10 protein-coding genes are annotated in these 13,400 nt (G+C 61.7%); 3 read left to right on the top strand and 7 right to left on the bottom strand.

Going from position 1 to position 13,400, the window contains the following annotated elements:
• Positions 1-95: 95 nt before the first annotated feature.
• Positions 96-1,562, bottom strand: coding sequence for an FAD-dependent oxidoreductase (locus CAY82_RS16100; protein ID WP_087502095.1), 1,467 nt, complete (start codon positions 1,560-1,562; stop codon positions 96-98).
• Between the two features lie 236 nt (positions 1,563-1,798).
• Positions 1,799-3,175, bottom strand: a complete 1,377-nt coding sequence (locus CAY82_RS16090) for an oligosaccharide flippase family protein (protein ID WP_087502093.1) — start codon at positions 3,173-3,175, stop codon at positions 1,799-1,801.
• Positions 3,176-3,269: 94 nt separating this feature from the next.
• On the opposite strand from CAY82_RS16090, the gene CAY82_RS16085 reads away from it, so the two are divergent.
• The 3 genes from CAY82_RS16085 to galE all read left to right on the top strand — a co-directional run bounded on the left by CAY82_RS16085 (position 3,270) and on the right by galE (position 8,471).
• Positions 3,270-4,796 carry an O-antigen ligase gene (locus CAY82_RS16085; protein ID WP_087502092.1) on the top strand — a complete coding sequence of 509 codons (1,527 nt, stop codon included), beginning with the start codon at positions 3,270-3,272 and terminating at the stop codon, positions 4,794-4,796.
• A 5-nt stretch (positions 4,797-4,801) separates the two neighbouring features.
• Positions 4,802-7,417, top strand: a complete 2,616-nt coding sequence (locus CAY82_RS16080; protein WP_087502091.1) for a cellulase family glycosylhydrolase — start codon at positions 4,802-4,804, stop codon at positions 7,415-7,417.
• 79 nt (positions 7,418-7,496) lie between these two features.
• Positions 7,497-8,471, top strand: a complete 975-nt coding sequence (gene galE, locus CAY82_RS16075) for a UDP-glucose 4-epimerase GalE (protein ID WP_087502090.1) — start codon at positions 7,497-7,499, stop codon at positions 8,469-8,471.
• 187 nt (positions 8,472-8,658) lie between these two features.
• Here galE and CAY82_RS16070 read toward each other — a convergent pair whose 3' ends face one another.
• The 5 genes from CAY82_RS16070 to eppA form a co-directional block, all read right to left on the bottom strand.
• Positions 8,659-9,465, bottom strand: a complete 807-nt coding sequence (locus CAY82_RS16070; RefSeq protein WP_087502089.1) for a CpsD/CapB family tyrosine-protein kinase — start codon at positions 9,463-9,465, stop codon at positions 8,659-8,661.
• A gap of 10 nt (positions 9,466-9,475) precedes the next feature.
• Positions 9,476-11,038, bottom strand: coding sequence for a Wzz/FepE/Etk N-terminal domain-containing protein (locus CAY82_RS16065; RefSeq protein WP_087502088.1), 1,563 nt, complete (start codon positions 11,036-11,038; stop codon positions 9,476-9,478).
• A 19-nt stretch (positions 11,039-11,057) separates the two neighbouring features.
• Complete coding sequence (locus CAY82_RS16060) at positions 11,058-12,173, bottom strand: hypothetical protein (RefSeq protein ID WP_087502087.1); 1,116 nt, start codon at positions 12,171-12,173, stop codon at positions 11,058-11,060.
• A gap of 24 nt (positions 12,174-12,197) precedes the next feature.
• A complete protein-coding gene (locus CAY82_RS16055; RefSeq protein ID WP_087502086.1) occupies positions 12,198-12,755 on the bottom strand; it encodes a polysaccharide biosynthesis/export family protein in 558 nt (185 codons plus the stop codon).
• A 256-nt stretch (positions 12,756-13,011) separates the two neighbouring features.
• Positions 13,012-13,188, bottom strand: a complete 177-nt coding sequence (gene eppA, locus CAY82_RS26710) for an EPS-associated small membrane protein EppA (RefSeq protein ID WP_170931089.1) — start codon at positions 13,186-13,188, stop codon at positions 13,012-13,014.
• Positions 13,189-13,400: the final 212 nt, after the last annotated feature.

The raw sequence follows: 13,400 nt of genomic DNA, 5'->3' as shown, positions 1-13,400 counted from the left end.
TCGCAATCAAAGCAATCTGGACTGTCCCTGAGGCGCATCCGGCCTCGTTCTTGTGGGCGCTGACCGCAGCGCACTCAACCCATGTACAACGTGCGTCACACCACGGCGTCGCTGGCCGCGCTCATCCTGGCATCGAGGTGGTCGGCCAGGCGTATCGCAAACTGCAGCAGCGGCATGGTCGGGTTGGAGGCACCGCCCGTGGCAAAGACGCTGCTGCCAGCGACGTAAAGGTTTTCGGTACCGAATACCTTGCAGTTGGTATCGACGACACCGAATTGCGCCGACGACGCCATGCGCGTGGTACCCATATGGTGGGCATGTGGTGACAACCTCAGCGGTATCGAGGTGTCATAAACGAAGTCATTGAGCTTGACGAAGCCCAGGTTCATGTCAGCCCACTGCTTGGCCAGTTCGCTGCCAATGCACTTGATGGTGTGCCGGTCGTCAGCGGTCAGGGCCCAGTTGACATTGACCTTGCCAACACCCAGTGCGTCCTTCTCGTCCAGCAGCGAAATGCGGCTGTGCAGGTTGGGGACCTGCTCGATCATGGTGCTGATGACACCGTCACCGGGGCAATTGAACTTGGCCACGAAGGCGATCTTGCTGGCAATCCCCATGTCACAGGCCAGGCTCTCCAGAAAATGCTTGACCTCGGCAGTACGACCATAGGTTTGCACATCGGCCAGCAAGGCGGCCCTGACATTGCCTTTGCCTGCCCTGTATTCGTCAACGAAGGCATCGGTGGTGTAGTACTCGCGCGGCTCAGGGGCTAGCCCCGACTTGAGGATGAAGGTGCCAAGGTCAATGTTCAGGTGTTCCATGAAGCACCCGCCGACCAGCCCATCCTTGCTCACGACCCCCGCCGCCACCAACGACTCGCTGTTGAGCAGTTGCCTGGCATTCTCGATGGCACCGGTGGCCAGCACGAAATTGCTCGCAACCAGCCGCTGGCGATTGCACTCGTAATCGGACAGTACCACTGCGGCCAGGCGGCCGGAGGCCTTGTCAAACTCCAGGTTTACGCAATTGCAGTTGATGAATACATCCAGGTCTTCGGTCTGCTCAAGGGCCGTGGCGTATTTCTGCGCAAAACGCGTTGGCGGGCTGAGCAGAAAGCGGTCCGGCTCGAAGTCACCGCCGTCGAGGCCAGTATTCAACGCGTGAAAATCCGCCCCGGGCGGCAGGTCGACGATTTCCATGGCAGCAGGCAGGTAGCCTGCGATCTCCGAATAGGGAATGGGCCAGCCAGGCAAGTCACCAAGCGGTGGAATGGCGAAGTCCGAGGGAGTGAACGGCCGGCAACGGCCTGCCCAGTGGTTGGATGTGCCGCCCAGGTAACGCAAGCGAGCTTCCTTGGCATACAGCTCCAGGCCGGTGGATGTACAGGCGTACAAGGCTTGCGAGTTCGCCGAGTACTCACGCCCGCCGCCTTCGGCAAGCAGTACGCTCCAGCCGGCGGTCGCCAGGCGAAGGGCCAGGGTGATGCCCGCCGGGCCGGCGCCGATGATGCACACATCGTAACTGTCGCGCAGCGCCTTCTGCTGCTGATAGTCCTTGATCATGCGTGTTCGTTCCGGAAATAACGGGACGGCAATACCCAGCCGTTGATCACCACGAATCCGGACCTGTCTGCGCGTTGGCTGGCAACGGCTGCCGTCGCACCGAACACCGCGCCACCAACGCCCAGCAAGACACAACTCTGAAGAAAGCCTCTACGACCCACTTGCGCATTACAAAAAGTAAGCTTCCCCATGATCCGGTGACCTGTACCTTTGAAAGTTTCATCCAGCAAGCTGCATTACAGCCAGTTGAAAAAGGCTGTCAGCAGCGCCCCGCAAAGTGCCCCGACCAGCAGCATCGGCAGCACCACCAGCTCACGTTTGAGGCTGAAGATATCCAGCTTGCAATTCACATACACGATCAGCACCAGGGTTGGCACGGTATGCAGGGCAACCCCCCAGATCGCCCAGTCCACCCCGCCAATGGCCAGCAGCAGTGGCAGCAGCCCCCACAACGAGACCAGGCGGATGATGTTGTCCATGGCCTGGTACCTGGTCAGGCCCAGGGCAATCCACACCTGATGAGCCAAGGTATAGCGCAATGTGAGGAACGACAGCGAAAGAATCGCCAGCATCGGGCCGGCCTCACGGTAACGGTCGTCGTACATCCAGCCGATCAGCAGCGGGCTGGCGGTCAGGAAACCGCCGCAGATGAACAGCACCAACAGGTCGACCAGCAGACGAAAGCGGTGATACAGCGCCTTCAGGCGCTCCTTGTCACCGGCCCGGGCCGCTTCGCTGAAGGCAGGCAGCGCCACGGCCCCGAAGATTTTCATCAACGCGGTCTGCACGGCACCGAGGATCAGCACGGCAATCGAATACACCCCCAGTTGTGCCGCCGTCATGCTGGCGCCGAACCACATGCGGTCTCCGTACATGGCCAGCACGCCGACCATCGACGACAGCAGGATCCAGCGACCAAACACGATCAGTTCGGTCAGCGCGCTGCGGTCCCACCGCAATCGGTTGCCATGCCCCTCGAGGGCGGTGTGGCCCAGCATGGTCCAGGCCAGGGCCGACACCAGGCCGGCAATTACCAGCGCCCAGACCGAGTGGGTCAGGTAACCCAGCACCAGCATCACCACCAGGCCGACCACCTGCGAAGCCAGGTCGACCAGCACCACCCGCTTCTGTTGGAAAGTTCGTACCGCCACATCTATCTTGGTGGACTGGAAGCCCCAGATCACCGCCGACAGCCCGGTCGCCGCCAGCACCATCGGCAGCTCCGGTGCGGCATAGGTGGAATCCGCCGGCCACAGTTCGGCCAGCTGGGCAAGCCAGGCCCCCAGGGCCAGCAGCAAGGTCAGGGCAAACAGCACGAAGCCGCGGATGATCTGCACGGTCCATGCGGTATTGAGAAAGTGCGGATCGTCACCACGATGGCTCTGGATGATGTTCTGGCGCAAGCCGACATCGGACAGCAGATGCAGGAGTACCGAAACGGTGGTGGCGATGACCATCACCCCGAACATTTCCGGCAGCAGCAAGCGGGCCATGATCAGGTTGCCGCCAAGGCGCATCACCTGTGACGCCACCTGCGAAACCAGGTTCCACGACCCGGCCCTCAGAGCCCGCTTGCGCAGGCTCGCGGTGGCTGACACATCAATCGACGGCATGACGTCAATCTCTGACTGATTGGCTAAAGGTCACTATAGTTTCAATTAGCCGCGATGCTAGCCGTTGCCCGCCGAGGGAAGGTGTACATAGCCAATGCCTGAACATTTTCGTGCGTTGATAGTCATCCTGTTTCTGGCGAGCGTGGTCTTCCTGCTGGCGCGGCGGCCTGCCAGCGACCTGATCCCGCCGAGCGACTTCAAGCGCCGGCGCAACCTGTGGTTCCTGCTTACCCTGCTGGCCTTCGTCTCGCACAGTTTCTGGCTGTACCTGGGTGCGGGCGCCGTCATCCTGTACATCGCCGGGCGCCGCGAGCACAATCCCATGGCACTTTTCTACATGCTGCTGTTCCTGATCCCGCCGGCTTCGGTGCAGGTGCCCGGGTTTGGCGTGGTCAATTACCTGGTCGACCTCAACCATATCCGCCTGCTGACCCTGTGCGTGCTGTTGCCGGCGGCACTGGCCCTGCGCCGGCAAGGCGACACCCTGCGCTTTGGGCGCACCTGGCCCGACAGGCTGCTGGCGGCCGGCCTGCTGCTGATGAGCGTGCTGTACCTGCGCGAAACCACCCTGACCGACACCCTGCGCCAGACGCTGTACCTGTATGTCGACGTGTTCCTGCCGTATTACGTGGCCAGCCGTGCACTGCGCCAGATCAGCGACTTCAAGGACACCCTGCTGGCCTTCGTGCTCGCCTCCTTCGTCCTGGCCCTGATCGGTGTAGCCGAGTACGTGCGCCACTGGCTGCTGTACAGTGCCCTGGTCGATGCCATGGGCGTGCCGTGGAGCATGTCCGGCTACCTGAGCCGTGGCGGTTCGCTGCGTGCCAGCGTCACCACCGGGCAGGCAATTGCCCTGGGCTATGTGATGAGCGTGGCCATCGGGCTGTTCCTGTTCGTCCAGGGTTATGTGCGCAGCCCCCTGCAGCGCGTGCTGGGCGCCCTGCTGCTGGCCGCCGGGTTGTTCGCGCCACTGTCCCGTGGCCCGTGGATCGGTGCCGTGGTGATCGTGGTGGTGTTCATCGCCTTGGGCAAAGGTGCGGTCAGGCGCCTGGCGCTGCTAGCCGCGGTCGGCATGCTGGCCCTGCCCTTGCTCACCATCGTGCCCGGTGGCGACAAGGTACTGGACCTGCTGCCGTTCATTGGCAACCTTGAGAAAGAAAACATCACCTACCGCGAACGGCTGATGGACAACTCATGGATCGTCATCCAGCGCAACCCACTGTTCGGTTCGTTCGACTTCCGCAACACCCCCGAAATGCAATCGATGATCCAGGGTGACGGCATCATCGACATCGTCAACACCTATATCAACCTGGCGCTGCGGGTCGGGCTGGTCGGGCTTGGCTTGTTCGTGGCGTTCTTCGCCACCGTACTGCTCGGCATTCGCAAGGCAATGCGCAGCTTCCCCGACAAGGACGACGAGCAACGCCAGCTCGGCCGGGTATTGCTGGCGACACTGATCGGCATCCTGGTGATCATCTTCACCGTCAGCAGCATCACCTTCATCCCGGTGGTCTACTGGACTGTCGCCGGGCTGGGCGTGGCCTACATCCAGATGGTCCGCAGGCTGCACATCAGCCAGGCCATCGCGCTGGCCGACCCCGGTCTTCAACCCAGGTAACGCCTATGAACGTGCTCACGCTGTGCCGCACAGGTTTTCAAACCCTGCTGCAGGCTTCGGCCATTGCTGGCCTGGCCTTGCTGCCGCTCCCCGGCTGGGCATCGGCGTGGCAAGTCAGTGTCGATGAACAGAATGGCCTGCCCATGGTGACCCACGGTGGTGGACCGGTGATGAAAGCCAAGTTCGACTTCTGGGCGGCCAACTGGAGCTGGACAGGCTTCTCCACGACGTTCAAGGTCAATGGCCCCTACCACTACACGCTGCTGGGCAAGAACAAGGAGCTGGACTTCGACCTGACGGCGGATATCCGCAAGGAGCAGGCGCAAACCCTGAGCTGGGCCTTCGACCTTGACGCCCACAGCCGCCAGGCCGGGGTGATGGGCGGCGGCATGGTGTTCCAGTTCGACCCGGCGCACATTGCCGGGGACATGGGCGCCCCACAACTGCTGGCCGGCAACCGTGGCTGGTCATGGGGCAAGACCGAGCAGGGCCGGCGCATCGAGATGCGCTTCGACCCGCCCCTGGCCAAGGTGTATTTCGAACGCGGCAACCCGTCCGAGCTGCGTGCGTTCATCTACAACGACCCGATCAGCGCCGGTCGGCAGCAGATCAAGGCGGTGCTGAACATCACCGGCGACATCGAGCTGGGGCCCACGCCCAGCGAGCGCTTCGGCCTGGCCGACCCCGCCACCTGGCCCGATGACCAGCTGGACTGGCGCACCTCGCCAGTGGACCTGTCGTTCCTCAATGCCGCGGAAAAGCCTGCCGGCAAGCGTGGCTTCGTCAAGGCCGTCGGCGAGCAGCTGATGTTCGAGGACAACACCCCGGTGCGCTTCTGGGGCACCAACCTGTCCGCCTATTCGTTGTTCAAGAGCCCCGACGAAGAAATCCGCCAACAGGCCAAGCGCCTGTCGGCACTAGGCTTCAACCTGGTGCGCCTGCACCACCACGACTCGCCCTGGGTCAGCCCGAACGTATTTGGCGACGGCACCCTCGTGCGCGATACCCGGCAGCTCAGTGCCGAATCACTGCGCAAGCTCGACCTGTGGATCAAGGCACTCAAGGACGAAGGCGTCTATATCTGGCTGGACATGCACGTGCAACGTGCGCTTACCGCCAATGACCACATCGATGACTTCAAGGAACTGGCCAAGGGAGAAGAACGCGTTGACCTGAAGGGTTACGCCTATGTGAACAACAGTATCCAGAACGCGATGAAACGCTTTGCCGAGCAGTACCTGACCCATGTGAACGAATATACCGGCCTGGCTTACAAGGACGACCCGGCCATCGCTGCCGTACTGCTCACCAATGAGAACGACCTCACCCAGCATTATGGTAATGCCCTGATGCCGAACAAGGACGTACCGCGCCACAGCGAGCGCTACATGGACGCCGCCAAAGCCTTCGCCAAACGCTATGACCTGCCCACCGATCTCACCTGGCGCGCCTGGGAGCATGGCCCTTCGAAGCTGTTTCTCAATGACCTGGAACAGCGCTTCAACGCCGACATGATCGCCCACCTGCGCGGCCTCGGCGTGAAAGTACCGATCGCTACCACCAGTACCTGGGGCGGCAATGGCCTGAGCGCGCTGCCGGCACTGACCGCAGGCGATGTGATCGATGCTCACAGCTACGGTGCCAATGGCCAGCTGGAGAAGAACCCGCTGACCAGCGACGGCATGATCGACTGGCTCGCCGCCGCCCAGGTGGTTGGCAAGCCGCTGACCGTCACCGAATGGAACGCCGAGCCCTTCCCGCTACCCGACCGCCACTCGCTGCCGCTGTATGTGGCCGGCACTGCCAGCCACCAGGGCTGGGACGCCATGCTGCAGTATGCCTACAGCCAGCAAGCCTTCAATCCAGGCTGGCGCACGGCGGATAACTGGCACGCCTACAACGACCCGGCGATGATCGCCACCCTGCCCGCTGCCGCCCTGCTCTATCGCCGTTCGGATGTGAAGCCGGCCACTACCCGCTACGTGTTCGCACCGACGCCCGCTACCCTGTACAACCAGGAGATCACCCCGCGCAATTCGCCTTTGCTGCGCACGGCCATGGAAAAGGGCCAACTGCAGATCGCCCTGCCACAGACGCCGGAATTACCCTGGCTGAAACCCGCTGCCATCCCTGCCGATGCGCAGGTACTGCAGGATCCGGGGCAGTCCTTGCTGCCAGCCGACGCCACGGAAGCGGTCAGCGACACGGGTGAGCTAAAGCGCAACTGGCAACAGGGCATCTACACCCTCGACACACCACTGACCCAGGCCGCCACCGGCTGGCTGGGAGGTCGCTCGATCAGCCTCGGCGCCATCCAGGTGCAAGCGCAAACGCCGTACGCCAGCGTCGTGGTGCAGAGCCTGGACGGCAAACCCTTGGGCCAGTCGCGCGAACTGCTGGTGTCGCTGGGCACCCGTGCCGTGCCCAAGGCCGATGACAAGACACCGTTCAACGTCGAGCCGCTTGCCGGCACCTTGAGCATCAAGGCGCCTGCTGGCCTGAAGCTGTTCGCCCGGGATGCACAGACACAGTTGCAGCCATTGCCTGCGGCTTATCAGGATGGGCGCTACAGCATCACATTCGACGGCAAGTACATGTCCAACTGGCTGTTCTTGAAATAGGGCATATGGCCATCTACCCTCACAACAGACCTGTCGCTGAAATGCGCGGCTGTACAACAGCAGAGTCCAGGAGGCATGGATGAAGTTTCTGGTTGTCGGTGGCGCAGGCTACATTGGCTCGCACATGGTCAAGCACCTGCTCGGTGCAGGCCATGAGGTGGTGGTGGCGGACCTGGTCTCGCCCGGCCCTGGCGTCCAGTGGGCGAAACTGGACATCGCCGACGAACCCGCCCTGGATGTGCTGTTTGGCGTTTGCCGTTTCGATGCCGTGTTCCACTTTGCCTCATTCATCCAGGTGGGCGAGTCGGTCAGCGTGCCCGGCAAGTACTACCAGAACAACGTCGCGGCCACCCTTTCTCTCCTGCAGGCCATGGTGAATGCCGGTATCAGGCACCTGGTGTTTTCTTCCAGCGCAGCCGTCTACGGCAACCCGCAGTACGTGCCGATCGACGAAGCGCATGCCAAGGGGCCTATCAACCCATATGGGCTGAGCAAATGGATGGTCGAGCAGATTCTCGAGGACTTCGACCGGGCCTACGGCTTGAAGTCGGTGTGCCTGCGTTACTTCAATGCCGCGGGTGCTGACCCGGAAGGCCAGTTGGGCGAGCGCCATGACCCCGAAACCCACCTGATCCCGCTGATCCTGCAGGCTGCTTCGGGCCGGCGTGAGGCGGTGACGGTATTTGGCCGGGATTACGATACGCCGGATGGCACCTGCATACGCGACTATGTGCATGTGGCCGACCTGGCGGCGGCCCATGCACTGGCGGTGGATTACCTGCTGGCGGGTGGCGAACGAACCGCGTTCAACCTGGGCAATGGGCTGGGCTTTTCGGTGCAACAGGTGATCGACACGGCCCGGGCGGTGACTGGCCGACCGATCCGCACCCTCGACGCGCCCCGCCGCCCCGGCGACCCGCCCCGGTTGGTGGCCGATGCTGGCAAGGCTATGCACATGCTGGGCTGGCGGCCGGAGTTTGCCACGCTGGAGCCGATTGTGCGGCATGCGTGGCAGTGGGAGTTGCAGTATCCCTGGGCTACGCGCCAAGCCTGAGGATCGAAAGGCACTGCGCCTCCCCGTGGGAGCGGGTTCACCCGCGAACACCGGCGCAGCCGGTGCCATCCACCGCATCGCCTGCTTCGCGGGCATGCCCGCTCCCACAGAGACCCCGCCAGCTGAAGGAATGCGCTGTACCTTTGTGTCTCGAAAGGGCTGCAAAGCAGCCCCGGGATCTGAAGCTTCAGTAATAGGTCCGCGGCTGCTCGTCAGCCTTGTTCAATACCGTCCCTACCAGGTTCACCCTGGCCAGGTGGTGCAGGCAATCCTCGATTTCCTTCCTGTTGTTCATACCGTTGGCCACCACCAGCAGCACACAGTCGAACTTGGGTATCACGGTGATCGCATCGTCAGAGCTGAGCAGCGGCGGCAAATCGAAAATGCAGATGCGCGACTCGTAGCGATTGCGCAGTTCGCTGATCAAGTTGCCCACCTTGGGTGACGACAGCATTTCGGTAGACAATGGCACCGGCACCCGCGTCGGCAGCACCACAAACCGGGGCAAGGTCGGGTTGACCAGGCAGTCCTGCAGCTCGGCCTCGTCCGTCAGGAATTCGTTCAGCGCCTGGTCCATGGGCAACCCCAGGGTGCTGCCGACCTTGGGCCGACGCAAGTCGAAGTCCACCAGCAACGCGGTCTTGGTGGTGTGGTGGGCGATGCTCATGGCCAGGTTGATCGCCAGCACCGTCTTGCCCGCTTCAGGGGTTGGCGAGGTGATGGCCAGGGTTCGCCAGCCGTTCTCGTCCATGGTCCTGAGCACTTGCGTGCGCAGCAGGTCGATCGGCCCGTTCATGTGCGAGTTCTTGTTGTAGGCGACGATGCGGTGACGTTCCAGGTGCTCCGCGCGCAGCGGCACCACCTTGGTGTTTACATAGTCGAACTGGCCAGGCACTTCCGCCAGTGCCATACCAGGGGCGGGTGACAAGGCCTGCGGGGTACCCGGGGTAACCTGGTGAAGATTATTGCCAACAGCCGGCTTGGTCCTGTCCATCACTGCTTCCCTATGCAAACCGAGACATGACTTTGAACAACAGCACATCCAGTGGCATGTAGAACACGTGCACCAGCACTACCATGATAGCCGCCAGCGCCAGTGCCGCCACGATCAGCCAGTTGCGCCAACGCTTGCGCCTGGCCACATCGGCCTTGGTATCGATGTATGGCAGCGCCACCAGCACCCGCCTGCCCAGCAGGTTCTCCAGTGCACCGACGCCGCGAATGCGCTGGTTGAACATTTCCAGCAGCATCACCAGCGCACCGCCACCTGCCGGTGCCAGCACCAGGCCCAGCGCGGCGATTTTCTTGCGGTTGGGCTTGATCGGTTTCTCGGGCATCAGCGGTGGTTCCAGCAGTACAAAGCGTTCGGCCTTGTTCTCCTGCTCCAGGCTTTCGGTAATCTTCGCGCCCATTTCCTTGGCGCGGATTTCTTCGTACTTCTTGCGCGCGTTGTCGTGGTCACGCATCAAAGTCACCAGGCCACGTTCGACCTGCGGCGCCTCGAGGATCTCGGCCTCATAGCCCTCCATCTTGCGGGTCAACTCGCGCTTCTGTTCGGCCAGCGACGCGATGCGCACCTGCGCCGCACTCATCTTTGCCCGCACGCGGGCGATATCGAGGCCGACCGTGGAGGCGGCTGCCGTACGATTGCCACTGGCTTCGAGCGCCTGAATCCTGCGCTTGACCGCCACCACATCGGGGTGGGCCTCCTTGTAGCGGCTCAGCAGCCGAGCATACTCGGCCTTCAGGCTGGGCAGGTCCTGGGGCTGTTCGGCACTGGCCGCCCTGGGGCCTTCGCCAGCTTTGGTGGCCAGCCCGGCACTGGCCGCGGACAGTTCCAGTTCCAGGTACCGCAGTTCTTCCTGGGCGGCCTTGTAATCACGGTCGACTTCGCGGAACTCCAGCTCCGACCGCGACAGCATGTTCATGCGCAAGGTCTGGTGCTCGGGCAAGGCGTTAGCGTGGGCCTGCTTGAAATCCGCCAGCTGGTTTTCCAGGCTGGCCAGCTCGGCCCCCAGCTTGTTCGCCTCCTGGGTGAGAAACTCGGTGGTTTCATTGGCCCGCTCGGTACGCTGCTTGAGGTTTTCGTTGAGGAACAGTGTCACCAGCTCGTCAGCGACTTCCTTGGCCACTTCCGGCTGCTTGTGCTCGAAGGACACATTGAACGCCACGGTCGCTTCACCGCGCCCACGCACGTATGTGGTAAGGGTTTCGACCACGATGGCACTGCGCATGTGGTCGATCTTGTCGCTATCGCTGAAGCGCTTGTCGGGGAACAGGTTGTACTTGTCGATGATGCGCAGCAGGTTCTCGCGGGTCATCACCCGCTGGCGAATCACTTCGATGCGTTCATCGGCAAAGCTGGTGTTGTTGGTCGAAACCAGTTCGGGGGAAATCTGCTGCGACTCCACCAGGATGGTGCCGGTCGACTGGTAGATCGGCGGCACCATCACTGCCACAGCGACGGTCCCGGCCAGGATGACTACGATGCTCACCCCCAATAGCAGGGCGCGGTCCTTGATAATGGCGATGTAATCTCTGAGGGAGAGCTCGTAGTCGGACTTCATGGGGCCACCTGCCTGAAGTTCAGATGTCGGGGTACCTGTACGTCAATGTCAAACCCACGATCGTTGCGTTCGCATCGGCTTCGTGATCCTGCTGCCGCTCCTTGTACATCAGCGACAGGCGCAGGTCCCAGTGCGGCGAAAACTCGCGGCTGGCCCACACGCTGTAAGTCTGCAGAGTGTTGGGGGTCTGCCCTTTGCTGTCCTGCCAGGCAGCGTCCGCGCCTACCCGGGTCAGATCGCTGACGGCGTAACTCCACACGCCGCGCACCTGGTCCAGCTCGGCGAAGCCGCCTTCGGCGCTGGCCACCGTACTGCGTTCGGCGGTTAAGCTGGCGTCGGCGCGCACACCGGTGTACAGCAGCGCAACCCCACCCTCCCCACGTCGGCCACCTTCGTCGCCGGAAACCTCGGTGACACCCACATGCGCATCGGCGCTGAGGCGTTCGGAGAACTGGTACTTGACCCCGACCGCCGGGCTGTAGCTGTTGGATGCCGTCGCCGTCTGGTCCTGCTCGGGTTCATAGCGCCGGGCGCCAAAGCGGCTATACACATCAGCCCGCTCGCTCCAGGCGTAGGTCCAGGTGAACACGTTGCCCAGTTCGTCGTACCCCGTCAGCGTACTGATGTCATAACGGGCACGGTTGTACGTGGTTTCGTTGCTCAGGGTGCTGCGCTCGGTAACCGCCTGGCTCCAGTTGCCGGTCAGCGTATACAGCTTTTGCGTACCATCGGTGGTGACCACGCCGGTATCCAGTACCGTTCCTGACAGCGTCGAACTTTCGTTGTAACGCGCCAGCAGGCCAAAACGCCCGCGCTCGGTCTGGCGCTGCCAGCCCAGGCTTACATCAGGGTCTTCACGGTTGTCGACCACCGCCGTGTCGGACGAGCGCAATACATGCATGCCCAGCCCCAACCTCAGTTCATCACGGTCGAAGGTACCGATCAGGGTGTAATCAGGCGCGATGATCGTGCGCGTTACGCCCTTTTCACCCGACGACAGCAGCAAGGGGTTGCTGTCATGTTCGACGGATGTCGGTACCACCACCGTAGACTGCCAATTTGCTGCCAGGACAGTGTCCGTAAACGGCAACACCAAGATTGCCGTTGCAAAGCTAGTTGTTCTAAGAAGAGGCATTAAGTGTTCTTATTAAAGGCAAGATCAAGGAACGACCAGCGTATCGCCAGCCTGAAGTTGGATGTTGGTGGACATATCCCGGCCAGACACCAGGTCTTTATATCGCACGGGCAGAATTTTTTGGGAAGCGCCGCTACCGCGGACCACTTTGATTTCGCTTTCGTCGGCAAACTTGTCCAGGCCGCCCGACATGCTCAGAGCCTGCAGCACTGCGGTAGGGCCCGCCATTTGAACCGGCCCGGGCTTGATCACTTTGCCTTGTACATAGACCAGGTTGCCGGCGATGCTCTTGACGACAACGCTGACGTTCGGGTCGGGGAGGAATTTTTCGAGTTTGGCAGCCACTTGTTTTTCAACTGCCGTTACGTCCAGCCCGGCAACATCGATGCGCCCGGCCAGCGGGAAAGTGATACTGCCGTCGGGAAGTACGGTGGCTTCCTGACGCAGGCTCTCTTCCTGCCATACCGACACCATCACCACATCGCCGGGGCTGAGCAGGTAGGCGGCATTGTTCGGGTCGGCGTTACCGGCACCGGACCACACCATCAACATGCAGAACGCGGCAAACATTGAACGCACCATGAGGGTCCCTCCGGCCAAAAGGCCCGACAAAGAGCACTGAATGAGAACAGCACACCAACTCTCGCTCCGCTTCACGGCATACGCCCGCCATGATGGCCTCGATCTTCCCGGAGGCCTTACCTTGACGCTGTGCAGCCTGAGCTGTGCTGCCTGCAACCGTGGACCTACACGGGCTACTGGCAATATAGCAACGGTTGGGAAATTGACAAGCCAAGCCCCGGGCCGCTGCATCAGGGTAAAACTCAGGCTGGCGGACTCAGATCCTTCCACTGTTGGCGACTGCCACGAAGCCAACGACGGCAAATGCAAAGAACCACCCTGCAGTTGAAACAGGAATGATACTGTTCTGATTGATATACGCATCCGCCGCGCGCGCCGCACCACTTAACAGCACCAGCAAAGACATCGACTTGATAATCAGGGCCGTGCGCATACGCCCCTCCTTTAAAGAGGAAAATCAACTATTTGTTGGCGCGGTGTTCGGGAGTTGTTTCGCTGTTGAATTGAGCTTATGGGCACAATGACATTGCGTCAATGATTCGACACTATAATAAAATTCAATGAGCAATGGACGATATCGTCAAAAATACGACGAACAGAATGGCATGGGAGCTCTACCGACAGTGGCGCCAGCGTTTCATCGAC

It is taken from the genome of Pseudomonas sp. SID14000 (genome assembly GCF_002165135.1).
Lineage (GTDB): Bacteria > Pseudomonadota > Gammaproteobacteria > Pseudomonadales > Pseudomonadaceae > Aquipseudomonas.
This window is presented reverse-complemented; position numbering and strand designations above follow the sequence as displayed.